The sequence below is a fragment of the Rhodococcus sp. AZ1 genome (assembly GCF_054979605.1).
In genome coordinates this window covers 13750-39138 of sequence record NZ_JBUEQF010000007.1, presented here as the reverse complement: position 1 = coordinate 39138, position 25389 = coordinate 13750, and the positions used below count along the sequence as shown (strand labels likewise).

Here is a 25389-nt window from a genome sequence, read left to right as displayed (position 1 = left end):
TCAGGCCGGTGCCAGGAGAACCGCCGAGTTGTGACCACCCATGCCGAGCGAGGTCTTGAGGGTCAGGCCCGGTTCCAGTTCGGTGGGCCCGTCGAGCAACCGCGGGTGGCCGGGGGCAACCTGCGGCGGCGCCGGCACCACACCCGTCTCGAAGCTCATCGCGGTGGCGATCATCTCGACTGCGGCCGCTGCCCCCTGGCAGTGGCCGACGAGCGGCTTCATCGAGTAGATGTGCGGGCGCGACGCGAAGACGGTGTCGAGGATCTGCGCTTCCGCGGCGTCGCACTGCGCGGTGCCGGGGCCGTGGGCGTTGATGTACCGCACGGCCTCGGCTTCGACATCGGACACCGAGAGTGCGTCCTGCACGCAGCTGCGCACGTGCGTCAGGCGCGGATCGACTGACGTCACGTGGTAGCCGTCGTGCGACATCGCCCCACCGAGTGCACGCATGTACGGTCTGCCCGAACCGGCGCTGATCACCATGGCCGCCGATGCCTCGCCGACCATGAATCCGCTCGACCCTTCCTGGAACGGTCGTGACGCGTCGAGTGGTTCCTTGTCGGTGATGGCCACGCCGAGCTTCTCGAAGTGCTTGACGTTCTCCGGATTCGCCGACAGATCGGTGGCCACGAAGATGACGTCGTCGGCCATTGCCGCATCGAGCCAGATCTTGGCGGTGATGACACCCGAATTGCCCGACGAGCACATTGCCGACAGGTTCATCGCGGGGCCGTGGAAATCGAATTCGGTCATCAGCTTCGACACCACCGTCGACGGCATGAGCGAGAGGTACTCGCGCCGGGTGCGGTCGGCTCCGTCGACGAGGTAGAAGTCGCGCCACTGGTTGGTCTCGGGCAGCACCACGGCGTGCAGCAGTCCCACGCGGCGGCCTGGTTCCCACCCCCGCGAGCGGGCGTCGGCGAGTGCCTCGCGGACCGCGGCCATGGTGGCTCGCGCCGAGCGGGACGGGCCGTCGCCTTCGGCTCCGCCGGGCGGAACGAGGGAGACCCAGCCGCCCTCCTCGGGGTCGCTGCGGTAGCCGGGGACGAGGCTGGCCGCGGACTTGCCGCTGAGCAGTCCGGTCCACAGGGCCTCGGTGCCCCAGCCGTATCCGGTGACGGATCCGATTCCGACGATCGATGCATCCTTCTGAGTGCGCACAGCAGTGTCCTTCCGGGTCGGTCAACCGCCCGTATTTCGGGTCGGTTCCCTCTATTGACCCCGAAGTTGCACTCGAACACCACATCGAATACGGGAATCGGACAACTCATTCGGGATATCGGCCGATCGGTGGCGACGAGGCCTCGGCAGTGCCTCGAATGTCATGGTTCAATCGAGTAACAGACAGAAAGCGGCGGGTCCGCTCCCGCCGTTTCCGTGGACGAACTCCGGGAGCGACGTGTCAATCGAGGGTAGGCAACCGGCCGACCTGGACGAGCGATATCGCCGTCTCGTCGACCACAGCCCCGATGCCATTGCCGTCCATTCCGAGGGCGTGATCCGCTACGTCAATCCCGCAGGGGAGCGGTGGATGCGCGCCGATCCCGGCGCCCTCGTGGGGTTGCCGATCACCTCGATGGTGGACGGCGACTACGTCGACGCGATGCTCGCCCGTATCCAGTCGCTGCGCGTCGAGGGCGAGGCGTCGGCGCCCTCGGAGGCGGTGCTGGTGCGCACGGACGGCACCACCGTGCCGGTCGAGGCGGTCTCGGTGCGTACCGAGTGGGCGGGTCGGCCGGCGTACCAGGTGGTCTTCCGCGACCTGAGCCCGTACAAGGCCGTGCAGCGCTCGCTGCGTCTTCAGGCCGCTCTGGTCGAGCACGTCAGCGATGCCATCTTCGCCACCACCTGTTCGGGGGAGGTGACCAGTTGGAACCCGGCGGCCGAGACGCTCTACGGACGTGCGGCCGCCGACGTCATCGGGAGGCCGGCGAGCGTGGTGGTCGGTAGCGCACTCGACCCGGCGCAGGTGGTCGCGGCGGGCGGATCGAGCACCGAGGTCCACCACACCGCTACGGGGGCGCCGCGAACCGTGCGTGTGTCTGTGTCGCCGATGGACGACGGGTACGTGCTGATCTGCACCGACCTGTCCGTCCTGCTGCGTGCCGAGCAGCATTTCCGAACGGTGGTCGGCACCCTCGAGGACGGCGTGGTGGTGCTCTCGCGCGACGGAACCATCGAGTCCATCAACCCGGCAGCGCGGCGCGTGCTGAACAAGGTCGACGACGAGGTGGTGGCCCACGAGGGTGGGCGTTGGACCTCGCTTCCCGCGTTCGACCGCACCGGTCGCCGCCTCGAGCAACACGAGTACCCGACGGGTCGGTTGTGGGCGACGGGTGAATCCTCGGACGGGATGGTGATGGGCTACCGGTTGGCCGACGGGAGCACCATCTGGCTGTCGGTGCACTGCGCGCCGCTGATCCCGGACGACCCGAACTGCGCGTCGGCGGTGCTGTCCTTCACCGACATCACCGACTCCCTCACCGAGACCGCGCGGCTCGAGTTCGAGGCCACGCACGACGTGTTGACGGGCCTGCCCAATCGCTCGGCGATCGAGCACACCATCGCCGAATCGATGGCGGCCGGGCACGATTCACACATCGGTGTGCTGTTCATCGATCTCGACAAGCTCAAGACGATCAACGACACCCTGGGTCACTGCGCGGGTGACGACGTGCTGCTGATAGTGGGGGAGCGGCTGCGACGGGCCATGCGCTCGACCGACATCGTCGGCCGACTCGGCGGTGACGAGTTCGTGGCCGTGCTGCGCGGGGACATCTCCGTCGCGGAGATAGACCTGCTCGCCGAGCGCGTGCATGCGACGCTGGCACGACCGCTCTACGTCGAGGGATCGGCCCTGACCGTCGGCGCCAGTATCGGTGCGCTGATTCTCGACGCCCGCGATACGAGGTCGGCGCGAGAGATCCTGCGCGACGCCGATTCGGCGATGTACGAGGCGAAGATCGCCGGAGGTCGGCGCACCCGCTACTTCGGTGAGCGCCTACCGAGCTGGCAGGCCGGCAGCGAGCAGCTCCGCCAGGTGTAGCGCCCGGTGGCCGCGCAGATCCTTCAGCTGCGTGCGGCAGGAGTATCCGTCGGCCAGGATCGTCGCCGGGTGCGTGGGGTCGGCGCACGCGGAATCTACGGCGGGGAGCAGCTGCTGTTCGGCGATCTGCACCGACACGTCGTAGTGTCCGCGTTCGACGCCGAAGTTCCCGGCCAGACCACAGCACCCCCCGACGCGTGTGACCTGCGCACCCGCGCCGTCGAGCAGCCGCGCATCGGTGTCCCAGCCCATCACCGCGTGATGATGACAGTGCGGTTGGGCCACCACGGTGGTTCCGGTCAGATCGGGCGCTCGCCAACCTCGCTCGTGGAGAAGCTCGGCGAGAGTGCGTGTGGCACCGGCGACGCGATCAGCGGCTGTCGAGGCGACGAGGTCCTGCGAGTCCGACCGGAGCACCGCGGTGCACGACGGTTCCAGGCCCACCACCGGCACGCCCGACCGGGCCGCGATGTCGAGCTGATCGATGGTGCGCCCCAGAACTTTTCGTGCGGTGGTGAGCTGACCGGTGGTGATCCACGTCAGGGCGCAGCACGAGCGGCGGTCGGTCAGCTGCGGGCTGAACCCGGCGTGCTCGAGAACCGCCACCGCCGCACGACCGACCTCGGGTGTGAAGAAGTCGGTGAAGGTGTCCAAAAACAGCAACACCGGGTCGCCGCCGGGACGTCGCAGGTCCGCCGTGCGATGGAACCACCGTCGAAACGTGGTGCGCGCCAACGGCGGGAGAGATCGGCGCCGATCGCCCCCGGCGACGGTGAGGGCGGCGGCGGACATGCCGGGGAGTGCGAGCAACCCGTTGGCCAGGCGAGGTGCGTGCGATCCGAGTGCCGCCCAGCGCGGCAGACGTCCGAGCACATAGTGCGAGGCCGGCCGCACTCGTCCGAGGTAGGCCTGGTGCAGCACCTCCGACTTGTAGGCCGCCATGTCCACACCCGTCGGGCAATCGGAGGCGCAACCCTTGCAGGACAGACACAGATCGAGTGCCTGGTGAACCTCCGGTGATCGCCATCCACCGGTGACATCGGTGCCGTTGATCATCTCCTGCAGCACCCGCGCCCGTCCTCGTGTGGAGTCCGTCTCCTCCCGTGTGGCCAGGTACGACGGGCACATCACCGACCTCGCCCCGGTGGCGTCGGCGCGGCATCGGCCCACCCCGGTACAGCGGTGGACGGCGGCGGAGAAGTCACCACCGTCCCCGCGGTAGGTAAGGGCGAGATCTCGGCGAAGCGCGGGGGCGGCGGACACGCGAACCGCCGCGTCGAGCGGATCGGGATAGACCACGATGCCGGGGTTGAGCAGGTTGTCCGGGTCGAAGGCGTTCTTGATCCGGCCGAACAGCCCGATCGCCGCGGGGGAGTACATCAGCGGCAGAAGTTCGCTGCGTGCGCGGCCGTCGCCGTGCTCACCGGACAGTGATCCACCGAAACCGGCCACCAGGGCGGCGGCGTCGGTGACGAATCGGCGCAGCATCCCCGGATCGCCGTCGGGACTCAGAGGCCAGTCGATGCGCACGTGCAGACACCCGTCGCCGAAGTGCCCGTAGGGCAGGGCCGTGACCGCGTAGTCGTCGAACAGGTCCTCGACGGCACGCAGGTAGTCGCCGAACCGCGCCGGCGGCACCGCCGAGTCCTCCCATCCGGCGTGCGCGGGCAGGCCCCGCGGAGTGCGACCCGCCAGGCCCGCACCGTCGGCGCGGATGCGCCAGAGGGCCGCTGCCGCGGAGGCATCGGTGATCACGCGCGCGTCCACGGCGTCGCACCCGGAGGCCACCTGCTGCGCCAGGGACTGCGCCGCCCCGAGGGACTCGCCGGCCACCTCCACGAACAGCCACGCCGATCCGCGCGGCAACTCCGGCACCGACCGGCCGCCGCGTCTGCCGCGCACCACGTCGACGATGCGCGAGTCGATCCCCTCGCACGCGGTGGGGGCGAAGGTCAGCACGAGCGGTGCGGCGTCGCCGGCGGACGCGATGTCCGGGTAGCCGAGTACCACCAGCACTCGATGCGTCGGCGCGGTCACCAGTGAGACGGTGGCGCGGGTGATCATGGCCAGCGTGCCCTCCGATCCCACCAGGAGTCGGGTGAGATCGGTGCGGTTCTCCGGCAGGGTGTGCTCGAGGGAGTAGCCGGAGACCTGCCGTCCGAAGAGGCCGAACTCCGTGCGGATGGTGGCCAGCGATCCCTCGGCGATCGCACGCACGCGCGCAGCGACCGGTGCCGTCGACGCCGCACCGGTGCTGACGGCGATCCTCTCGCCGCCACCGGTGATCGCCTCCACCCCGAGCACGTTGTCGCTGGTGCGTCCGTAGCCGAGTGTGCGGTTGCCGCAGGCGTTGTTGCCGATCATCCCGCCGATGGTGGCGCGACTCGATGTCGAGGGGTCCGGCCCGAACAGCAGGCCGTGCGGCGCAGCGGCCGCCTGCAGGCGCTGCTGGATCACGCCGGGATCGACCACCGCGGTTCGGGCGTCGGGATCGAGGAGGTGGATGCGATTCATGTGTCGCGAGAAGTCCACCACCACACCGGGTCCGACGGCGTTGCCGGCCACCGAGGTGCCGCCGCCGCGCGCGGTCACACCGACTCCGGCCGAGCGCGCCACCGACAGCACCGCCTCCACCTCGTCGCGATCGTGCGGACACACCACCGCCCGCGGGAACACTCGGTAGAGCGAGGCGTCGGTGGAGTACGCGGCCCGCGTGGTGGAATCGTCGCGCACGTCTGCCACCCCCGCGGCGCGCAGGGCTGCCACCACGTCGGCGGGGTCCACCTCGGGCCGATCCACCGGCGTCACCCCGGTAGCCCCGTCACCGGATCAGCCCCGTCATGTCATGAGCGGCGTCCCCCGCGCCGCGTCCACTCCTCGACATCCTCGATGGTGCGCGGAATGGCGGCCGAGAGGTTCACCGCGCCGTCGACGGTCACCAGGATGTCGTCCTCGATTCGCACGCCCAGCCCCCGGAAGCGCGGCGGCACGGTCAGATCCCAACTCTGGAAGTACAGGCCCGGTTCGATGGTGATGATCATCCCTGCCTCGAGGATCCCGGCCTGGTTCAGCTCTGCGCGGGCCTTGCTGCAATCGTGTACGTCGAGTCCGAGGTGATGGCTGGTGCCGTGCACCATGTAGCGGCGGTGCGGCTGGTTGTCCCAGTCGAGAGCCTGCTCGAGGTCCATCTCGATCAGACCCCACTCGGCGACGCGTCGGGCGATCACGGCCATCGCGGCCTCGTGCACGTCACGGAACCGGACACCGGGGCGTGTCACGGCGAAGGCAGCGTCGGCGGCTTCGAGTACAGCCGAATACACTTGCCGCTGAACAGGATCGAAGGTTCCGTCGACGGGAATCGTGCGGGTGATGTCGGCGGTGTAGTAGCTGTCCATCTCTACACCGGCATCGACGAGCAGCAACTCACCCGGGCGCACGGGCCCGTCGTTGTGTTCCCAGTGCAGCACGGTGGCGTGAGGGCCGGCGGCGGCGATCGTGGCGTAGCCGACGTCGTTGCCCTCGAGCCGCGCCCGCGTGGTGAACACGCCCTCCACCAGGCGCTCGCCGCGCGGGTGCGCGCTCGACCGGGGTAGATCGGCGACGATGTCGTCGAAACCGCGCGCGGTCGCATCGACCGCGGCCTGCATCTGCTCGATCTCCCAGTCGTCCTTGATCAGTCGCAGTTCGGCCACGTCGCGGGCCAGAGTGGCGTCGACGACCATGGACTGCGCCGCATCGCGGCCGAGCCGGCCGGCGAACGTGGGGTCCGCCTCACCGACCACCGCGCAGTCGGGGCCGGCGGCCAGCAGCGCCGCGGGTAGGTCCTCGATGGGACGGGTGTCCAGGGCGAGATCCGCGGACACCTGATCGAGGGTGGGACGCGGCCCCGTCCAGAACTCGCCGACCGTGGAGTCGGAGAAGAACGCCGGGTCGTCGCGGCCCGGCGCCGCCGGCACGTAGAGGACGGCGCTGTGCGATCGATCGGTCTCGGTCACCGGGCTCAGGATCAGCACCGAGCCCGGAACCGAGTCCGATCCCCACGCCGTGAGGTGTGCGAACGCGGAGTGTGCTCGGAACGGGTAGTCGCAGTCGTTGGAGCGCTGCTTGAGTTCCCCGGCCGGGATCACGAGGGTGCGCCCCGGGTGGAGGGCGCCGAGCCGGGTGCGCCGCGCGGCGGCGTACGCCGCGCCCGATCGCGGCTCCGGCAGGGTCGTCTCCACCGGCGCCCATCCGCGGGCCATCGACTCGATGAACTCGCGGGTCTGCGGGAGAGTGGAGCGGGTCGCTCGTGCAACGGCAGCGTCACCAGAACTGGACGTCATCGTTCGAGCTTAGGTCCGTTGTCGGCCCCTCACACGAATCGGGTGCATTCGGTGCCCTGGTGGGGCATCGAATGCACCCGATGTCGGTGCAGGGGCGATCAGGCGGGCGTGATCGTCTCGGCGTAGGTGCCGTTCTTGTCGGTCCAGGTGATGGTTCCACCCTCGAAGACGCTCTCCCAGCCGTTGGGCAGCGGGGTCTCGTCGGTCTTGGGGAACTTCAGCGAGCCTGCGGGGCCACCCTTCTCGGTGTAGACGCGCAGGATCTCGCCCTGGACGAGGTGCGCACCGGTGGCGGCGGAGTAGAAGATGGATCCGCCCGCGAACTTGGTCTCGGTTCCGCCGGCAACGTTGACCGAGGGTCCGCTGATGGCACCGAGCTTGCCGGTGGCGCCACCGAGCTCGGTGTACTTGGCGAAGACGGCGGGATCGACGGTGACGGGGCCGTTCGCGGACTCGATGGTCGATCCGCCCGCGGCACCGGAGGCCGCGGTGGTGCTGGTCGAACCGGATCCGCCGGCTGCCGACGAGGCCGACGTGGTGGTGGACGAGCTGGACGAGCTGCCCGAGTTGTCGTTGCTGCAGCCGCTCAGGAGCAGCAGCGAGCTCACGGCTGCGGCGCCGACGGCCGCCTTCATGACGGTCTTGTTCATCATCATCCCTTTCGGAGAATGCCCGACTCCCGGGTCGGATCGCAGAGAACATACACCGTCCTGATTGCCGTGGCCGTTCGACGGATGCGGAAATGAAAGAACATATTTGTTGATGAGTAAAGGTAATTGAATTCCACAGCAATAAAGATGTCCGCTTCGACCGAATTGCCCGTGGTTCAGTCGTCGAATCCACGCGCGACGAGTGAGTCGCCGATCCCGTCCGCGGCCCGTAACGCGCGCACCACGACGGGTGATACCAGCGCCGTGATCGACCACTGGAGCCCACGTGCCCGCCGGGCCTGCGCCACCTCGTCGACGATGGACGTCAACATGGGAACACACCGAATGGTCAGAGCCAGAAGCAGACCCACCCGATCGGGGTCGACACCGAAACGCCGGAACGGCCGCAGAGCGGTGCGCGACGCATCCAGCATCGCCGTGACACGGGTGGTGAGGGTCACCAGTGCGGCCAGCAGAACCGAGAGCACGAGCACACCGCACACCACCACCGCGCGAGAAAGCGATGTGAAAACAATTTGGAAAGTCCCGATGAACGCGATCATCCACACCAGTGGCCGAAGTTGTGCGGCGATCAGCGACGGCGGAATTGCTGCCGATGCGAATGCGAGGAGCACGACTATTGCCGCAACCGCGACGTCTCTCGGCGTTCGCACCACGATCACCATGGTCACGATCACCAACCCCAATCCCACCACTTTCGCGCCCGCCGGGGCGCGGTGGAGCCAGGACGTTCCGGGCTGGTAGAGCCCGATCACGCCAGGAGCCGCTCGTAGGCGGCGACCGCGTCGACCGGCGAGCCGTCGAACGCCACGGCGCCGCGGTCGATCACCACGGCCCGGTCGTAGTCGGCGATGATCGGCAACTGGTGTGTCACCGTGATCACCTGGCGGTCGATGCCGCCCAGTGCGGCGGCGATCATCCGGGAGTTGCGCAGGTCGAGCAACGTTGTCGGCTCGTCGGCCACCACCACGTCCGGATCACGAATGAGCACGGCGCCGATGGCGAGCATCTGCTTCTGCCCGCCCGAGAGCAGGTGTGCGGGATGATCGCCGTGTTCGCCGAGGCCGAACCTGTCGAGCATCTCCTGCACGCGGGAGGCGATCTCGGACCTGCTCAGACCGGAGCGACGTAGGGAGAACGCGAGATCCTCTCCCACGGTGGGCATCACGATCTGATTGTCGGGGTCGGTGAAGACGAATCCCACACGTCGACGCACCGCACCCCCCTTGCGGGCGGTGTCGAGACCGTCGACGGTCACGGTGCCCGACGACGGTTTCACCAGGCCGTTGATCATGCGGGCCAGGGTGGACTTGCCGGAGCCGTTGGCACCGATGATCGCCACGCGCCGCTCGCTCAGTTCGAGATCGATGTTCGAGAGCACGGGTGTGCGACCGTACGAGTGGCTCACGCCGTCGAACCGAATGATGGCCACGGACCTCAGATCCTTTCGACGACGACGGCCAGACCCAGCCCGCCGCCCACCGCGCACGTGGCCAGGCCCAGATCGGCCTCACCGAGATCGAGCATGCGTGTGAACAGGCGCACCAGAAGCATGGCACCCGACGCGCCCCACGGATGTCCCAGGGCGATCGCGCCGCCGTGACTGCACACGGTGTCGAGGTCGATGTCCAACTCGTCGATCACGGCCAGCGCGACGGAGGCGAAGGCCTCGGTGATCTCCACCGCGCCGATGTCGGCGAGGGCGACGCCCGTGCGGTCGAGTACCCGGCGGATCGCCGGTATCGGGGCCAGCCCCGGCAGGGCGGGATCGGCGGCGGCGACGGCGCTGCCCAGGATGCGTAGCCCGGGGCGGCCGGCGGCGCGCTCGGCTGTGGTCAGTGCCAGCACCGCGGCGCCGTCGGCGATCCCGCACGAGTTCCCCGCTGTCGCGGTGCCGTCGGCGGCGAACGCCGGACGCAGTCGGGCCAGCCGGGCCGCGGTCATCCCGGCGCGTACTCGCCCGTCCCGCACGACACCGTCGATGGCCACCACCTCCGCGGCAGCCGCGGCAGTGGTGGCGAAGTCGGCGGCGAGGGTGTGCGAGCGCAGCGCGTACTCGTCCTGGCGCGCGCGGTCGATTCCGCGTACCCGAGCCAGGTGGTCCGCGGCGTCACCCATGTCGGGATCGGGAAAGCCATTGGGCGCGAACGGTGCTCGCGTGTACCGCACGGGTTCGCAGCCGTCGATCGGTGGCCACGACCGCCAGGGCGCCGTGCTGGCCGACTCGGCACCACCGGCCAGGATCAGTTCGGCATCACCCGCGCGCACCCGCTGCGCGGCGGTGATCACCGCATCGAGCCCCGACCCGCACTGACGGTCGACGCTCTGGCCGGGAACGGTGGACCCGAAGCCTGCGGCGAGCGCCGCGACGCGCGCGACGTTGCCGCCGGGGCCGAGGCAGTTGCCGAGCACCACGTCATCGATGCCCCCGGTGTCGGCGGCGACACCCGTCTCGAGCACCGCGTCGGCGGTCGCGGCGAGCACCGGTGCTGCCAGGTCGACGACGGTATGATCCGAGAACGCGTGTCCGGCAACGCCGATGGCGGATCGTCGGGCTGCGACGATCACCGCGTCGGTCACGGCAGCAATGCCTTGATCTCGCCGCGCGCGAGTTTGCCGTTGCGAGTGCGTGGCAGGCGCTCGACCACCACCCAGCGTGTGGGGGTCGAGGGTCGGTCGAGCAGGCTTCGCGCCCGCGCTCGGACGCTGTCGAGGCTCGCGCCGTCGTCGAGGACCAGCACGGCGGCCACGGTGGCGCCGAGGGCCATGTGCGCGACCCCGACGGCCGCGACCTCGCGCACCCCGTCGATGCCGCCGAGCGTGGCTTCGACGTCCTCGGCGATGACGGTGGTGCCACCGACGTCGATGGCCGCGTCACCGCGCCCGAGGACGGTGAGCACCCCGTCCTCGAGGCGCCCGAGATCGCCCACCGTGGCCCATCCGTCCGCATCGGTCACCGTTTCGCACGCCAGATAGGGCGAACGTACCCACACCACACCGTCGCGCACCTGCAGTTGCACCCCGTCGACGGCGCGCAACGGTTCGGGCACCACCCTGCCCGCGACGAGGGAGAGTTCGGCCGCGCCGTAGTACTCGATCAGGCGCAGTCCGCGGTCGGCAGCGAGTTCGGCGTCGGCGTTCCGGACCGCCGATCCGGCGACGACCGCCGTCCGCAGCGCGGGTGCCCGCAGGATCAGCGATCCCAATCCGGTCGGGGTGGTGTGGGCGGCGGTGGCGGTGGCGGGGTCCTCGGTGATCGCCGCTCCGACGGACATCGCGTGTACCGCGGCGTAGAGATGCATGCTCACGTGCAGTGGACCGGTGAGGAACACGCGGTCGTCCTCTCCGATCCCCGTCAGAGCCGTGAATGCGGGGAAGCAGTCGGTCCACGAGCGAACGGTGCGGGTGAGGGCCTTCGGCCGCCCCGACGAACCGGACGTCGTGACGAGCAGATGGCCCGGTCCGACGGGTGGGTGCGTCGGCCCGCGCTGCGGGTCGACGGCACGAATGCTCCGGCCGTCGCGCAGGGCCCGACCGATCAGTTCCAGCGCCGCCGACGTGGGCAGACCCGAGACGTCGACCAGGCTCGAGTCGGTGCTCACCCGACCACGACGGGGGTGGTCATCGCGGACTCAGACCGAGGCCTTGGCCGCGGACGCTGTGCGGGCGCCGGCGAGCCCGGGGTAGGCGCGGTGCACGGACGCGGCGACGACCGTCGCCACCACCACCTTCAGCGCGTCGCCGGGCAGGTACGGGCCGGTGGAGGCGATGGCCGCGCCGAGTCCGAGGTCGGTGCGCAGCAGCAGACCGATCACACCGAAGAAGTAGATGACGGCGATGCCGCCGAACGCATTGACGACCAGGCCGAGCCAGAGGGGGTACTTGGGCAGGATCTGTTCGGTGAGCAGCCCGATCACGAAGGCACCGACCACCCAGCCCACCAGATAGCCCACGGACGGTCCGGCGAACACGCCCAGCCCGCCACGGCCACCGGAGAGGAAGGGGAGCCCGACGGCGACGAGCACCAGCAGCACGATCACCGACGCCGCGCCCCGGCGCGCGCCCAGGATGGCGCCCGCGAGGATGACGCCGAGAGTCTGCAGCGTGATGGGGACACCGCTGATGCCCACGGTGATGGATCCGGGCAGGCCCAGCGCCACGATGAGGGCGGTGAACACGGCGATCCGCGCGAGATCGCGGGCAGAGAAGCGGGCGCTGGTCATCGGGACTCCTTCGACAGACTTGAACGGTGTTCAAGTCGAGAACGACCCGAAAGATAGCGCCCGGTGGACGTATCGGGCAAATGAGTGCCCGGCCTGCGCGTGACACACTTTCCCGGTGACCGATCCCGCCGAATCCGATCCCGCCGAGTCCGATCTGGACAGTGTGCTCGCGGCCCTGAGTCGTGTTCCCGACGTCGACGCACCGAATCTCTACGCCGTCGACGCCTCCGATCGACTGATCCTGCGCCTGGCGGCAGAGCGTCTCGGCACTCCCGGCGCCCCGGCCGACTCGATGGCCACCGTCGATTCGGTGGCCACGATCGGCGATCACTACGGCGCACTCACCCTCGGCGCCCTGGTGCTGGCCGGACGGCCTGCGGGGGTTCTGCGGTCCTACCAGGACCCGATCACCGGTGAGCAGGCGCTCGCGGCCAACGCGGCGACGGTCGGACTCACCGGGATCGAGCACCACGGACTCGAGCAGTCACTGCTCACCGGGGTTCGGACGGTGTTGATGCAACTGCCCCGATCACTCTCCGAGCTCGACGAGATCGCCGCCGCCGTCGCGCGGTGGGCGCTGCCGGACGTGCAGGTGATTTCGGCCGGTCGCGTCAAGCACATGTCGCGCAGGGTGAAGGAGGTGTTCGAACGGCACTTCCAGTCGGTGGAGCTCACCCTCGCGTCGTCGAAGTCGCGCGCGGTGTTCGCGTCCGGGCCCCGGGTCGAGCCCGCCCACGACGCGATCTCCTATCCGGTGCGCTCGACCGTGGACGGACTGGGATTCGACGTCCACGCCCACGGTGGCGTGTTCGGTGGCGCTGCACTGGACCCCGGCACCCGTCTGCTCCTGCGGCACATTCCGGCCATGGCGCCGACGGCGTCGTCGATCGTCGATCTCGGTTGCGGCACCGGCATTCTCGCGAGTCAACTGGCTCGGCTGCGACCGGCGGCGACCGTGATCGCCACCGACCGCACGCGCACCGCGATCGCCTCCACCGCCGCCACGGCCGCCGCCGCCGGGGTGTCGGTGACCCTGCGCCGTGACGACGCCATGGCCGGCGAACCCGACGCATCCGTGGACCTGGTGGTGTGCAATCCGCCCTTCCACGAGAACGCGGCCGTGCACACCGGCGGAGCCGAGAAGATGTTCGCGGCGGCGGCGCGGGTGCTGCGGCCCGGTGGGGAACTGTGGACGGTGCACAACACCCACCTGCGCTACCGCACCATGTTGACCGCGATCGTCGGTCCCACCGCCACCGTCGAGCGATCCGCCAAGTACACGATCACGCGGTCCGTCCGTTCGACCGTGACCTACCCGGGCGCGGCTCCGGCCGGGTAGGGTCCGGATTGTCCGGTAGTTCCGTACCAGAACGAGGTACACCTCGGATCAGGGCCGGGAACTGTCGACGCACGCCGCTCGTTGACCGGACAGCCAGAGTGCGTCGTCCGACGGGGACGACGCGTACGACCACGAGAAGGGATGGCACGGTGCGCACCTCGAGCAACCCGGTGTTCCGCAATCTGCCCAAGCAGCAGGGTGGTGGGTACGCCAACTTCGGCTCCGCCGCCGCGGGTGCATCGCAGATGACCCAGCAGTACGGGCCCCAGTACGGCGCCCCTCAGCAATACCCCACCGGCCCCGCCCAGCGGGCCATGACCATCGACGACGTGGTCACCAAGACCGGCATCACGCTCGGTGTCCTCGCTGTCAGCGCCATCGTCTCGTACGTTCTCGTCGGCTCCAACACTGCTCTGGCCGCCCCGTTCCTGCTCGTCGGCGGTCTCGTGGGCTTCGTGCTGGTGCTCGTCGCCGTCTTCGGTCGCAAGAGCGACAACCCGGCCATCGTTCTGGCCTACGCCGCAGCGGAGGGCGTGTTCCTCGGCGCACTGTCCTACATGTTCACCGGCATCGAATTCGGCGGGACGGGTGGCAGCGCGCTGGTGGGCCAAGCGCTCCTGGGCACGTTCGGCGTGTTCTTCGGCATGCTGGTGGTCTACAAGACCGGCGCCATCCGGGTGACCCCGCGCTTCACGCGCATGCTCATCGGCGCGCTGATCGGTGTCACCGTGCTGGCACTGGGCAACCTGCTGATCGCGCTCATCGGCGGCGGGGACGGTCTGGGCCTGCGCAGCGGCGGCACCATCGCGATCATCTTCAGCCTTGTGTGCATCGCCATCGCGGCGTTCTCGTTCCTGCTCGACTTCGATCAGGCCGACCAGCTGATCCGCGCCGGAGCACCGGAGCGGGCTGCATGGAGCGTCGCCTTCGGCCTCACCGTCACCCTGGTGTGGCTCTACGTCGAGATCCTGCGACTGCTGAGCTACTTCCAGAACGACTAGCAGCACACCCGAGAACACCCCCGACCCCAGGCGGGTCGGGGGTGTTCTCAACTCTTGTAGTAGACGATCTGGTGCCCGGTGGCCAGCAGTGTGCCGTCGGGGGTCCAGATCTCCGCGGACTGATCGAAGTACCCGCGGTGGAAACGCCGCGCCCGCGCGGTGGCGAGCAGGTGCCCGTCCCCGATCGCGGCCAGCTCGTCGGTGGTTGCGAAGTAGTGCACCGTCAGCGAGATCGTCCCCGCCGGGGACATGGCGCCCAGACGTTGGAACACGCGCGGATAGAACACGTCCGTGATCGAGGTGATCGACGCAGCGTCCCACGGCCGCGGCGGGTCGTCGCGCACCCACAGCGTGATCGTCGAGTCCGCCGCCGGGCTCGCGGACATCGCACCGGCCGCGAAGCGCATCTCGTAGTTGCGTGACCACGCGATGATGTCGGGGAATCCCGATCGCGGCAGGTCGGACGGGTCGGGAACCGCGGGCGGGGTCGCTTCGATCTCGTCCCAGGTCCGCCGGCGTGATCCGAACACCGCGGTGGCCGTCGTCGCGACGACGCCCTGCTGAGTCAGTTCGATACTCCAGTGCTGGTTGCTCCGGTTCACGCGCACCGGCCGGGCGCTGATGTCGAACTCCCCGTCCGCGATGGGTCCCGCGAAGTTCACCGTGAGCGACACCGGATCGCCGACGCGCTCGGGATGAACCTCGACTGCCCGCAACAGGGCCGCAGCGCTGATACCGCCGAACGGCCCGACCATGTTGGCGTACGCGGACGTGGTGCGCCCCCGCGTACGCCCGTCCCCGAGGTCGGTGAGGGTCAGAGCCTCGTCGAAGGGATGCACGGGTGGCCCGGTTGATCCGCGGTCAGCTCAGACGCTCGAGAACCATCGCCATGCCCATACCGCCACCCACGCACATGGTTTCGAGCCCGAACTGCTTGTCGTGGGCCTGCAGGTTGTTGATGAGCGTGGCGGTGATGCGGGCGCCGGTCATGCCGAACGGGTGGCCGAGCGCGATCGCGCCGCCGGAGACGTTGAGCTTGTCCTCGTCGATGTTCAGCTCGCGCGCCGAGCCGAGCACCTGCACGGCGAACGCCTCGTTGATCTCCACGAGGTCGATGTCGTCGATCGTCTTGCCCGCCAACGCCAATGCGCGGCGCGAGGCCTCGATCGGGCCGAGCCCCATGATCTCCGGCGACAGACCCGAGACGCCGGTGGAGACGATGCGCGCCAGCGGGGTCAGCCCCAGATCCTTCGCCTTGGTGTCGGACATGATCACCAGTGCGGCCGCGCCGTCGTTGAGGGGGCAGGCGTTGCCGGCGGTGACGGTGCCGTCGGGCCGGAAGATCGCCTTCAGACCCGCCACCTTCTCGTACGTGGTGCCGGCGCGGGGGCCGTCGTCGGTGGAGACGACGGTGCCGTCGGGCAGGGTCACCGGCGTGATCTCCCGGGCGAAGTGGCCCTTCGCGATGGCCTCCTCGGCGCGGTTCTGCGATCGCACGCCCCAGCGGTCCTGCTCCTCGCGGGTGATGCCGGTGACCTGCGCGACGTTCTCGGCGGTCTGGCCCATCGCGATGTACACGTCGGGCAGGTTGCCCTGCTCGCGCGGATCCACCCACTGCTTGCCGCCGGCGAGGAACTGCGCGGTGGTGGCCTCGGCGTCGGCGTAGATGGGGTTGTGGGTGTCCGGCCAGGAGTCGGCGGTGCCCTTGGCGAAGCGCGAGACCGTCTCGACCCCGGCGGAGATGAACACCTCGCCCTCACCGGCCTTGATCGCGTGCAGCGCCATGCGGGTGGTCTGCAGCGACGACGAACAGTAGCGCGTGATGGTGGTGCCGGGCAGGGAGTCGTAGCCCAGCTGCACGGCCACGTTGCGGCCGATGTTGAACCCCTGCTCACCGCCCGGCAGGCCGCAGCCCATCAGCAGATCGTCGATGTCGGTGGGATCGAGCTCGGGCACCTTGGCCAGGGCGGCGGCGACCATCTGCGCGGACAGGTCGTCCGGTCGCATCGACACCAGCGACCCCTTCCCGGCGCGGCCGATCGGTGAGCGTGCGTACGAGACGATGACGGCGTCGGTCATGGGTTCTCTCCTCGGGGGATCGCGGCGGCGGCCTCCTCGAATCTAGTCCGCGGACACCCTGCGCAGATAGCGGCCCGCCACTCGACTCACCCGGGTGGTCAGGCGGCCCGCTTCGGCAGTGTCGGAGACGGTCGGCAGTTCCGGCAGCGGTCCGCCGGCCCACTCGCCGAGCGCGTCGGCAAGGACGGGCAGTAGCTGCTGCGCGGCCAGTTCGTACCCCGCGGCGGACGGGTGGAAGCGGTCGGCGGAGAACATGCGATCGGGCGCGGCCAGGAACTCCGGGGCGAGCAGGTCGGCCAGCGCGACGGGGTGACCGCCGGCGATCAGCGTCGCCTCCCGCTGCGCCGCGGCCAGACGGTGGCCCCACGTGCGCACCACCGCGCGCAGCGGCTGCGGGATGGCGGTGACCACACCGAGGTCCGGGCAGGTACCCACCACCACCACGGCTCCGCTGCGCCGCAGCCGATCCACCGCGACGCCGAGGCGCTCGGCGGACTTGGCGACCGAGAACTTCTTGGTGACGTCGTTGGCGCCGACCAGGATCACCGCCGCATCCGGGGGCGGCCCGGCCACGAACATCGCATCCACCTGCCCTGCGAGGCCCTTCGACGTTGCGCCGGGAATGGCCTTGGTGGACAGACGAATACGCTTGCCGCTCTCCTCGGCGAGGCCGCGAGCCAGGCGCACCCCGGGTACCTCGTCGGCGCTGGCGCACCCCATCCCGGCTGCGGTGGAGTCGCCGAAGATCATCAGGTGGATGTCGGCGGTGAGCCCGACTCGCCAGCGAATCACCTCGGTGCTGCCGGGCGTGTGGAGCCCGTCGGCATCGGGTGGTTTAGCGGTGCTGCGACCGATCACCCCACGAGCGACAGCTGCCTGACCCATGAGGTGTCGGTACGCCGCCCATGACAGCGTCCCCGCTCCCGAACCGGCCATCACGGTTGCCACACCTGCCTTCGCGGTGTCTTTCCATCCGGGTCGGGGCACACCACGATCGTAGGTGGCCACCGGTCGGCGGGCACTGATCGGATCCGGGTGTCCAGCGTCTGGGAGGATGAGAGGTATGCGCATCGCAGACCATGTGACCGACCTCATCGGCAACACCCCGCTGGTGCGGATCAACTCGGTGACCGAACCCGGCTGGGGCACCGTCGCCGCCAAGGTGGAGTACCTCAACCCGGGCGGCAGCTCCAAGGACCGCATCGCCATCAAGATGATCGACGCCGCCGAGGAGTCCGGCGAACTGAAGCCCGGCGGCACCATCGTCGAGCCAACCTCCGGCAACACCGGTGTGGGGTTGGCCCTGGTGGCGCAGCAACGCGGCTACAAGTGCGTGTTCGTGTGCCCGGACAAGGTGGGTGAGGACAAGCGGAACGTGTTGCGTGCCTACGGCGCGCAGGTGGTGGTGTGCCCCACGGCCGTCGCCCCCGAGGACCCGGACAGCTACTACTCGGTCTCCGATCGTCTGGTCCGCGAGATTCCCGGCGCGTGGAAGCCCAACCAGTACGCCAACCCGGCCGGGCCCGCCAGTCACTACGAGACCACCGGACCCGAGATCTGGGCCGACACCGACGGCAAGATCACCCACTTCGTCGCCGGCGTGGGCACGGGCGGCACCATCACCGGCACGGGCCGTTATCTCAAGGAGGTGTCCGGGGGTGCGGTCAAGGTGATCGGCGCCGACCCGGAGGGCTCGGTGTACTCCGGTGGCACCGGCCGTCCGTATCTGGTCGAGGGTGTGGGTGAGGACTTCTGGCCGTCGGCCTACGACCCCACCGTCCCCGACGAGATCATTGCCGTCTCCGACGCCGACGCGTTCGACATGACCCGGCGCCTGGCCCGCGAGGAGGGCCTGCTGGTCGGTGGGTCGTGCGGCATGGCCATGGTGGCGGCGTTGCAGGTGGCCGAGCGCGAGGGCCCGGATGCGTTGGTGGTGGTGCTGCTACCGGACGGCGGCCGCGGTTACCTGGGCAAGATCTTCAACGACGACTGGATGTCGTCGTACGGCTTCCTGCGCACCCCGCTCGGAGGGGAGAAGGCCGAGCCCACCGTCGGCGATGTGCTGCGCGGAAAGTCCGGCAACCTGCCCGACCTGGTGCACACCCACCCCACCGAGACCCTGCGCGATGCCATCGAGATCCTCGGCGAGTACGGGGTGTCGCAGATGCCGGTGGTCGGTGCCGAGCCGCCGGTGATGGCCGGTGAGGTGGCCGGCAGCGTGAGTGAGCGTGACCTGCTCTCGGCGGTGTTCGAGGGGCGTGCAGCGCTCTCGGATGCGGTGTCCAAGCACATGAGCAAGCCGTTCCCGCTGATCGGTGCCGGTGAGCCGGTGTCCTCGGCCACCAAGACTCTGGAGGAGACCGACGCGTTGATGGTGGTCGAGGACGGCAAGCCCGTCGGTGTCATCACTCGCCACGACCTGCTGGGGTTCCTCAGCACGCGGGGCTGACTGGATTTCGGTCAGACGGACAGCGTGAAATAATGGCGACCATCCACGAGGCATTGACTGCGCAGATGAACCACAGGCGCATCCAACTCGATCGGCCGGTCAGCGAGATGATGTCCGACCACTGCCGATCCATCCGCAGTCGTGCGTAAACCTTCGCGCGCAACTGGACCGTCGGCTGCGCCGGTGCCGACTCTCGCGGATCGTGGACGTAGTGAGCCAACCGGCCCGTCACGGCGAACGTGACCGCGTCGAACACGATGCCGACAACGGGGACCCCTATCGCCACGAACAACCCACCCACAGCGCCACCCACGGCAAGGAAAAATCGGTTGATCAGCGAATTGATTTTCAGCTCGGCTTCCAACTCGTCCTTCGGGAGTAGAGTGCTCCACATCGACGCCTGCGCCGGGCGGAAATAGCCGACCATCAGTCCATTGGCGAAGCATCCCGAGTAGATGGCAAGAACGCCGACCGCACCGGCAGTCGAGCCGGCGACGAGTAGACCTATCGCGATGCTGATGTTGGCCAGTGCGCGGGTCCAATCCGAGCGGCTCATGATTTTCGATCGGTTCTGGCTGTCCGCCGCCGCTCCGCCATGAGCGAAGGACAGCATCATCCCGACACTCAGCGCACCGAGCGAGACTCCTACCGAAATTCCTCCGAGATTTTGCGCAAGGGCCACCGGCAAGATGACCCCCGTAGCGCCGTTTCCGAGCGCAGCCACGGCCCCGGCTGTCCGGAGAAGCCTGACGCTCGCGTTCACCGTGGCGAGGCTACGCAGGACTCGAACACCGGTGGCGTCGATGACGATTGTTTTCACCAAGTGCGCAGCGTGACAAGCACGGACGCGAAGGCCACGTTCAACTCCCTACTCGCCGAGGTCGAGAGGACCGGTCGATCCGTCACCATCACCTCGCACGGTCGCCCGGTGGCCGTATTGGCTCCAGCGATGTCGAAGGTGCGACGTTTCGGACAGTTGCCGGGGCTCCTCATTCCCGGCGACTTCGATGCCCCACTCCCGGATGATGAACTGGCCATCTGGGATTCGGTGTCATGACGTCGATCCTGCTGGATACGAGCGTTGTTCTGCGTGTGGCTGCTGCGCCCGAGCGGATTGCTCCACCTGCGCTCGCCGTGATCGAGAACTTCGGTGCACAGGGCCACCTCAGCGGTGGTCATTTGCACCGAAGTTTCCGACCCGCCGTGCTCAGGTCCCGCAGTATGTCCGGAACCGGCCCGACTCCGGCGGCGCGGGGAGGGCGTAGCGCTCGAGTCCGTTGCGCTGGGTGAAGGGGTCGGCGAGCACGTCGATCAGGTCACCGAACGGGGTGAGATCGCCTGCCGTCGCGGCGCGCAGGGCCTCGTCGACGATGTGGTTGCGCGGGATGTAGATCGGGTTCACCCGGTCCATCTCGTCTGCGGTGGCGGTGACCGTAGGGCGCCACCGCTCGAGCCAACCGCCGATCACGGCGCGGTCGACGAGCTCGTCGAGTGGCGCCGGATTGCCGCGTTGCTCGTCGGCGAGGGCGCGGAAGAATCCCGTCCAGTCGACGGTGTTGTCGCGCAGGATCACCAGCAGGTCGTCGAGCAGGGCGCGCTGGGGCAGACGGTCCTGGCCCAGCTTGGCGGCCATCGCGGTTTCGAAGTGCTGCTCGTACTGCCGCCCGTAGGTGTCGAGCACAGCGGTGATGGCGGTGATGGCGGCGTCCACGTCGTCGTCGACGAGCGGGATGAGGCTCTCGCCGAAACGCGCCAGATTCCATCCGAGAACTGCGGGCTGGTTGCCGTAGGCGTAGCGGCCGGAGGCGTCGATGGAGCTGAACACCGTGCCCGGGTGGTAGGCGTCCATGAAGGCGCAGGGGCCGTAGTCGATGGTCTCGCCGGTGATGGTGGTGTTGTCGGTGTTCATCACCCCGTGCACGAATCCCACGGCCATCCACTGCGCCACCAGCGCCGCCTGCCGGGCGACGACGGCCTCGAACAGTGCGAGAAACCGGTTCGGTGCCCCGGCCAGCTCCGGGTAGTGCCGGGCGATCACGTACTCGGCCAGTGGGCGAAGCGGTCCCGCTCCGGTCTGCGGGTCGTACCGCCGCACCGCGAATTCGAAGGTTCCCACCCGCACGTGGCCCTCGGCGATCCGAACGTTCACCGCCCCCGGCTCGACGTCGTCGCGTTGGACGCCCTCACCCGTGGTCACGACGGCCAGGGAGCGGGTGGTCGCGATGCCGAGGGCGTGCATCGCCTCGCTGATCAGGTACTCGCGCAGCATCGGGCCGAGCACCGCCTTGCCGTCGCCGCCGCGGGAGAACGGCGTGGCGCCGGAGCCCTTGAGGTGGATGTCGCGGCGCACCCCGTCGGAGCCGACGAGTTCACCGAGCAGCAGGGCGCGGCCGTCGCCGAGGAGGGGGGAGTAGTTGCCGAACTGGTGGCCGGCGTAGGCCATGGCCACCGTCGTCGACCCCGGTGGTGGCACCGAGCCCGCCAGGACGGCCACGGTCTCCGGCTGTCGCAACGCCGTGGGGTCCAGGTCCAGCTCGGTGGCCAGCGACTCGTTCAGCACCACCAGGTTCGGGTCGGGTGCGGTGGCGCCCGTCCACGGCACCGACAGGCCCTCGAGGTCCGCGAAGGTGTGCTCGAGGCGCAGGAACGCCGTGCTCGTCGTCGTCATTTCTCCAGGCTAACCACGTCTGCGTCAGCGGAACGCGTCGTGGCCGGTGAGAGCCCGACCCACCACCAGCTGGTGCACCTCGGAGGTGCCCTCGTAGGTGAGGACGGATTCGAGGTTGTTGGCGTGCCGCATCACCGGGTAGTCGAGGGTGATGCCGTTGGCGGCGAGGATGGTGCGGCACTGGCGCGCGATGGCGATGGCCTCGCGCACGTTGTTGAGTTTGCCGACGCTGACCTGCGCGGGCGTCAGGCCGCCGGCGTCCTTGAGTCGGCCCAGCTGGATCGCCAGCAGCTGACCCTTGCCGAGTTCGAGTGCCATGTCCGCGATCTTGGCCTGGGTGAGCTGGTACCTGGCGAGGGGTTTGTCGAACACCGCTCGGGTGCGGGAGTACTCGATGGCGGTCTCGAGGCAGTCCCGCGCTGCGCCCATCGCACCGAAGACGATGCCGAACCGGGCCTCCGACAGGCAGCTCAGCGGCCCGCGAAGCCCGCTCACCTCGGGCAGCACCGCGCTCGCGGGCAGGCGCACGTTGTCGAAGACCAGCTCGCCGGTGACCGAGGCACGCAGCGACAGTTTGCGGGGCACCACGTTGGCGACGAACCCGGGCGTATTCGTGGGGACGACGAACCCGCGAATCTCGTCCTCGGTCTGCGCCCACACCACGGCGACGTCGGCGATGGGTCCGTTGGTGATCCACATCTTCGAGCCGCTGAGCACCCAGTCGTCGCCGTCACGTCGGGCGTGGGTGCGCATGCCGCCGGGATCGGAGCCGTGGTCGGCCTCGGTGAGCCCGAAGCACCCGAGCAGCGACCCCTCTGCCATGCCGGGCAGCCACTGCTGCTTCTGCTCCTGCGATCCGAACGTCCGGATCGCGAACATCGCCAGCGAGCCCTGCACCGACACCAGGCTGCGCAGGCCGGAGTCGACGGCCTCGAGTTCGGCGCACGCGATGCCGTACGCGGTGGCCGACGTGCCCGCGCAGCCGTAGCCGTCGAGGTGCATGCCCAGCAGCCCGAGCGCGCCGAGTTCCTTCGCGAGCTCGCGGGCCGGCAGGGTTCCGGCCTCGAACCACTCGGAGATGTGCGGGCGCAGATGCTCCTCACCGAACCTGCGGACCGTGTCGCGGATGTCGCGCTCCTCGGGTTCGAGGAGCCCGTCTATCCCGAACAGCTGTTCCACCGTCGCCCCACCTGCGCGCACCTGCTCCATGACGTGCCCCCTCACCTGCGTCGGACGTGTCTACCCGACGCTAACGGACGGTGCCGCCGCGACGCACGGGTGCCGATCGAAACTCGTCGCCGGGGCCGTTACGCTGGCCCCATGACCGATCAGCGCAGTTCATCGTCCGACGGCTTCGCGACGCTGGCCGTGCACGCCGGGTACGACCCGGATCCCATCACCGGCGCAGTGAACGTCCCGATCTACGCGAGCTCGACGTTCGCGCAGGACGGTGTCGGCGGACTGCGCAGCGGGTTCGAGTACGCCCGCACCGGCAACCCCACGCGTCGACCGCTCGAGAACAACCTCGCGGCCCTCGAACGTGGACGCTTCGGCCGCGCGTTCTCCTCCGGCATGGCGGCCACCGACTGCGTGCTGCGCACCCTCCTGCGCCCGGGCGATCACCTGGTGATCCCCAACGATGCCTACGGCGGCACGTTCCGTCTGATCGACAAGGTGTTCACCCAGTGGGGGATCGAGTACTCGGTGGCCCCGGTCGACGGCGTGGACGCCGTCCGCGCCGCGATCCGTCCCACCACCAAGCTCGTGTGGGTGGAGACGCCCACCAATCCGCTGCTCAACGTCGGCGACATCGAGGCCCTGGCCGGCGTGGCGCACGAGGCCGGAGCGAAGCTGTTGGTGGACAACACCTTCGCCTCGCCCTATCTGCAGCAGCCCTTGACCTTCGGCGCCGACATCGTGCTGCACTCGACCACCAAGTACATCGGCGGGCACTCCGATGTGGTCGGTGGTGCGCTGGTCACCGACGACGAGGAACTCGACGCCGGTTTCGCGTTCCTGCAGAACGGTGCGGGCGCGGTGCCCGGCCCCTTCGACGCATTCCTCACCCTGCGCGGCATCAAGACCCTCGCCCTGCGGATGGAGCAGCACAGCATCAACGCCGAGAAGCTCGTGGCCATGCTCGTCGAGAACCCGGCCGTGGCCAAGGTGATCTACCCTGGCCTCGAGTCCCACCCGTCGCACGCGGTGGCGGCCAAGCAGATGCGCCGCTTCGGTGGCATGGTCTCGATCCGCCTCGCAGGCGGCAAGCAGGCTGCCCTGGACATGTGCGCGAAGGCCGAGATCTTCACGCTCGCAGAGTCTCTCGGCGGAGTGGAGTCCCTCATCGAGCTTCCCGGCGCGATGACCCACGCGTCCACCGCAGGCTCGCTGCTCGAGGTGCCGGACGATTTGGTTCGTCTGTCGGTGGGCATCGAGGACGGCGACGATCTGGTCACCGACATCGAGCAGGCCCTCGGCTGACGTGGGTCGCCGCGCGCTGATCGTCTCCCATCGGTTCGACGGGTTCGACGGCATCAGCGTCGAGAGCGAGAAGTGGCGTGCGGGTCTGACCGAGCTGGGGTGGACGGTCTCACGTGCGGCCGGGCTGTTCGCCCGCGGCCCCGGTGTGGGTGACACCGTGGTGCGTGGCCTGTGGTCCGAGGTGTTCGGCGAACCGCCGCCGCCGGTGGACACCGACACCGTCGATCGATTGGTCGCCGACGCAGACCTGGTGATCCTGGACAACCTCGGCACGTTGTGGACCCTGCCGTTGGCGGCCAGAGCGTTCGAGGAGGCGATCCTGCGCTCGGGCGTCCCGGCGATCCTGCGACACAGCGACCCTCCGTGGCAGACGCCGCACATACCCACCGAGGACGAGCACCTGCTTCCGCTGCATCACCCGCGAATGCTGCACGTGACCATCAACGAGCGCACCGCGCAAGATTTCCGCACCCGGTTCCCCGACCTGGCAACTCCAGGTGCGGTGATCTGCACCTACTGCACTGTGGACGTCGACGCCGTGGTCGGGGGCGATCGGGCGCGGGTGCGCACCGACCTGGGCGTGCGCGAGAAGGACGTCCTGGTGGTCCACCCGGCACGCAACGTCGCGCGCAAGAACGTCCCCCGCGGGCTGGCGATGGCCGGTGCGCTCGCCGCCGATCGGCCGGTGCACTACTGGTTGACCGACCCGGCAGGCCCGCCACTCGAGCCCACGCCGCAGGTACGCCTCCATCGCGGCTGGTCCGACGATCCCGCGGACATGTACGCGGCGGCCGATCTGCTTGTTCTGCCGTCCGTCTGGGAGGGCTGGGGTCTGCCGGTGGTCGAGGCCGCCGCCGCGGGTGTTCCGGTCGCGGCGGGGCCGTACCCGGTGCTCGACGAGATACGCGGGTGCGGCCTGGTCGTCCTCGACCCCGACGACCTGGACGCGATCCGGCGCGTCCTGGGCGACCGGTCGTACCGAACCGAGGTGATCGAGGGCAATCGATCTGCCGCGCAGAGTCTGTCGATCGACACCGTGCCCGCTGTGCTCACCGATCTGATCGACCGAGCGGCTGCCCTCGCCCGATAACCGACGAACCGCCCCGGACC

General features: G+C 69.2%; 22 protein-coding genes. 7 read left to right on the top strand and 15 right to left on the bottom strand.

Going from position 1 to position 25389, the window contains the following annotated elements; all coding sequences use genetic code 11:
• Positions 1–1161: a beta-ketoacyl synthase N-terminal-like domain-containing protein gene (locus tag ACY48E_RS10490; protein WP_462872109.1), complete on the bottom strand. Its 1161-nt coding sequence runs from the start codon at positions 1159–1161 to the stop codon at positions 1–3.
• A 238-nt stretch (positions 1162–1399) separates the two neighbouring features.
• On the opposite strand from ACY48E_RS10490, the gene ACY48E_RS10485 reads away from it, so the two are divergent.
• Positions 1400–3046, top strand: coding sequence for a sensor domain-containing protein (locus tag ACY48E_RS10485; protein WP_462872108.1), 1647 nt, complete (start codon positions 1400–1402; stop codon positions 3044–3046).
• Here the strand turns inward: ACY48E_RS10485 and ACY48E_RS10480 are convergent.
• The 8 genes from ACY48E_RS10480 to ACY48E_RS10445 form a co-directional block, all read right to left on the bottom strand.
• Positions 3002–5845 (bottom strand): FAD-binding and (Fe-S)-binding domain-containing protein, encoded by a 2844-nt coding sequence (locus ACY48E_RS10480; protein ID WP_462872107.1) that lies wholly within the window; start codon positions 5843–5845, stop codon positions 3002–3004. The two genes, ACY48E_RS10485 and ACY48E_RS10480, sit on opposite strands and share 45 nt — an antisense overlap.
• 44 nt (positions 5846–5889) lie before the next feature.
• Entirely contained in the window at positions 5890–7368 is a 1479-nt protein-coding gene (locus ACY48E_RS10475) for an aminopeptidase P family protein (protein ID WP_462872106.1), read from the bottom strand.
• 98 nt (positions 7369–7466) lie between these two features.
• Positions 7467–8018, bottom strand: coding sequence for an LGFP repeat-containing protein (locus ACY48E_RS10470; RefSeq protein ID WP_462872105.1), 552 nt, complete (start codon positions 8016–8018; stop codon positions 7467–7469).
• Between the two features lie 176 nt (positions 8019–8194).
• Positions 8195–8794, bottom strand: a complete 600-nt coding sequence (locus tag ACY48E_RS10465) for an energy-coupling factor transporter transmembrane component T family protein (protein ID WP_462872104.1) — start codon at positions 8792–8794, stop codon at positions 8195–8197.
• Positions 8791–9471, bottom strand: coding sequence for an energy-coupling factor ABC transporter ATP-binding protein (locus ACY48E_RS10460; RefSeq protein ID WP_462872103.1), 681 nt, complete (start codon positions 9469–9471; stop codon positions 8791–8793). Before ACY48E_RS10460 ends, ACY48E_RS10465 begins: the two co-directional genes overlap by 4 nt.
• Positions 9472–9476: 5 nt before the next feature.
• Positions 9477–10619 (bottom strand): thiolase family protein, encoded by a 1143-nt coding sequence (locus ACY48E_RS10455; RefSeq protein ID WP_462872102.1) that lies wholly within the window; start codon positions 10617–10619, stop codon positions 9477–9479.
• Positions 10616–11641 (bottom strand): AMP-binding enzyme, encoded by a 1026-nt coding sequence (locus ACY48E_RS10450; RefSeq protein WP_462872101.1) that lies wholly within the window; start codon positions 11639–11641, stop codon positions 10616–10618. Before ACY48E_RS10450 ends, ACY48E_RS10455 begins: the two co-directional genes overlap by 4 nt.
• A gap of 30 nt (positions 11642–11671) precedes the next feature.
• Entirely contained in the window at positions 11672–12262 is a 591-nt protein-coding gene (locus tag ACY48E_RS10445; RefSeq protein WP_462872100.1) for a biotin transporter BioY, read from the bottom strand.
• 115 nt (positions 12263–12377) lie between these two features.
• On the opposite strand from ACY48E_RS10445, the gene ACY48E_RS10440 reads away from it, so the two are divergent.
• Together ACY48E_RS10440 and ACY48E_RS10435 are read left to right on the top strand one after the other, a co-directional pair.
• A complete protein-coding gene (locus tag ACY48E_RS10440; protein ID WP_462872099.1) occupies positions 12378–13601 on the top strand; it encodes a class I SAM-dependent methyltransferase in 1224 nt (407 codons plus the stop codon).
• Between the two features lie 149 nt (positions 13602–13750).
• A complete protein-coding gene (locus ACY48E_RS10435; RefSeq protein ID WP_462872098.1) occupies positions 13751–14602 on the top strand; it encodes a Bax inhibitor-1/YccA family protein in 852 nt (283 codons plus the stop codon).
• A gap of 47 nt (positions 14603–14649) precedes the next feature.
• Here the strand turns inward: ACY48E_RS10435 and ACY48E_RS10430 are convergent, their stop codons facing one another.
• Genes ACY48E_RS10430 through ACY48E_RS10420 form a run of 3 tightly spaced genes read right to left on the bottom strand, consistent with a single transcriptional unit; the run spans position 14650 to position 17617 of the window.
• Positions 14650–15441 (bottom strand): acyl-CoA thioesterase, encoded by a 792-nt coding sequence (locus ACY48E_RS10430; RefSeq protein ID WP_462872097.1) that lies wholly within the window; start codon positions 15439–15441, stop codon positions 14650–14652.
• Positions 15442–15463: 22 nt separating this feature from the next.
• Positions 15464–16681 carry an acetyl-CoA C-acetyltransferase gene (locus ACY48E_RS10425; RefSeq protein ID WP_462872096.1) on the bottom strand — a complete coding sequence of 406 codons (1218 nt, stop codon included), beginning with the start codon at positions 16679–16681 and terminating at the stop codon, positions 15464–15466.
• A gap of 42 nt (positions 16682–16723) precedes the next feature.
• The gene (locus ACY48E_RS10420; RefSeq protein WP_462872263.1) at positions 16724–17617 is read right to left on the bottom strand and encodes an SGNH/GDSL hydrolase family protein; all 894 of its coding nucleotides are present in this window, start codon (positions 17615–17617) and stop codon (positions 16724–16726) included.
• A 127-nt stretch (positions 17618–17744) separates the two neighbouring features.
• Here ACY48E_RS10420 and ACY48E_RS10415 point away from each other — a divergent pair, with 127 nt between their 5' ends.
• The gene (locus tag ACY48E_RS10415; RefSeq protein ID WP_462872095.1) at positions 17745–19130 is read left to right on the top strand and encodes a cystathionine beta-synthase; all 1386 of its coding nucleotides are present in this window, start codon (positions 17745–17747) and stop codon (positions 19128–19130) included.
• Here ACY48E_RS10415 and ACY48E_RS10410 read toward each other — a convergent pair.
• Positions 19114–19950, bottom strand: a complete 837-nt coding sequence (locus ACY48E_RS10410) for an MFS transporter (RefSeq protein ID WP_462872094.1) — start codon at positions 19948–19950, stop codon at positions 19114–19116. The genes ACY48E_RS10415 and ACY48E_RS10410 overlap by 17 nt on opposite strands.
• Positions 19951–19953: 3 nt before the next feature.
• Between ACY48E_RS10410 and ACY48E_RS10405 the strand changes: the two genes are divergently transcribed.
• The gene (locus tag ACY48E_RS10405) at positions 19954–20187 is read left to right on the top strand and encodes a type II toxin-antitoxin system Phd/YefM family antitoxin (RefSeq protein WP_462872093.1); all 234 of its coding nucleotides are present in this window, start codon (positions 19954–19956) and stop codon (positions 20185–20187) included.
• Between the two features lie 150 nt (positions 20188–20337).
• On the opposite strand, the gene ACY48E_RS10400 is transcribed toward ACY48E_RS10405, so the two are convergent.
• Both ACY48E_RS10400 and ACY48E_RS10395 read right to left on the bottom strand, forming a co-directional pair.
• Positions 20338–21798, bottom strand: a complete 1461-nt coding sequence (locus tag ACY48E_RS10400) for a protein adenylyltransferase SelO (RefSeq protein WP_462872092.1) — start codon at positions 21796–21798, stop codon at positions 20338–20340.
• Positions 21799–21822: 24 nt separating this feature from the next.
• Entirely contained in the window at positions 21823–23007 is a 1185-nt protein-coding gene (locus ACY48E_RS10395; protein WP_462872091.1) for an acyl-CoA dehydrogenase family protein, read from the bottom strand.
• A gap of 111 nt (positions 23008–23118) precedes the next feature.
• On the opposite strand from ACY48E_RS10395, the gene ACY48E_RS10390 reads away from it, so the two are divergent.
• Both ACY48E_RS10390 and ACY48E_RS10385 read left to right on the top strand, forming a co-directional pair.
• Positions 23119–24279 (top strand): cystathionine gamma-synthase, encoded by a 1161-nt coding sequence (locus ACY48E_RS10390; RefSeq protein ID WP_462872090.1) that lies wholly within the window; start codon positions 23119–23121, stop codon positions 24277–24279.
• Between the two features lies 1 nt (position 24280).
• Positions 24281–25369 (top strand): glycosyltransferase, encoded by a 1089-nt coding sequence (locus ACY48E_RS10385; protein ID WP_462872089.1) that lies wholly within the window; start codon positions 24281–24283, stop codon positions 25367–25369.
• The last annotated feature ends 20 nt before the right edge of the window (positions 25370–25389 follow it).

What these genes read in the sequence shown, in the direction of transcription:
- ACY48E_RS10475 (WP_462872106.1), bottom strand. Translation starts at nt 7,368, where the DNA reads ATGACGTCCAGTTCTGGTGACGCTGCCGTTGCACGAGCGACCCGCTCC.
- ACY48E_RS10470 (WP_462872105.1), bottom strand. Translation starts at nt 8,018, where the DNA reads ATGAACAAGACCGTCATGAAGGCGGCCGTCGGCGCCGCAGCCGTGAGC.
- ACY48E_RS10445 (WP_462872100.1), bottom strand. Translation starts at nt 12,262, where the DNA reads ATGACCAGCGCCCGCTTCTCTGCCCGCGATCTCGCGCGGATCGCCGTG.
- ACY48E_RS10425 (WP_462872096.1), bottom strand. Translation starts at nt 16,681, where the DNA reads ATGACCGACGCCGTCATCGTCTCGTACGCACGCTCACCGATCGGCCGC.
- ACY48E_RS10420 (WP_462872263.1), bottom strand. Translation starts at nt 17,617, where the DNA reads ATGGCCGGTTCGGGAGCGGGGACGCTGTCATGGGCGGCGTACCGACAC.
- ACY48E_RS10415 (WP_462872095.1), top strand. Translation starts at nt 17,745, where the DNA reads ATGCGCATCGCAGACCATGTGACCGACCTCATCGGCAACACCCCGCTG.
- ACY48E_RS10400 (WP_462872092.1), bottom strand. Translation starts at nt 21,798, where the DNA reads ATGACGACGACGAGCACGGCGTTCCTGCGCCTCGAGCACACCTTCGCG.
- ACY48E_RS10395 (WP_462872091.1), bottom strand. Translation starts at nt 23,007, where the DNA reads ATGGAGCAGGTGCGCGCAGGTGGGGCGACGGTGGAACAGCTGTTCGGG.
- ACY48E_RS10390 (WP_462872090.1), top strand. Translation starts at nt 23,119, where the DNA reads ATGACCGATCAGCGCAGTTCATCGTCCGACGGCTTCGCGACGCTGGCC.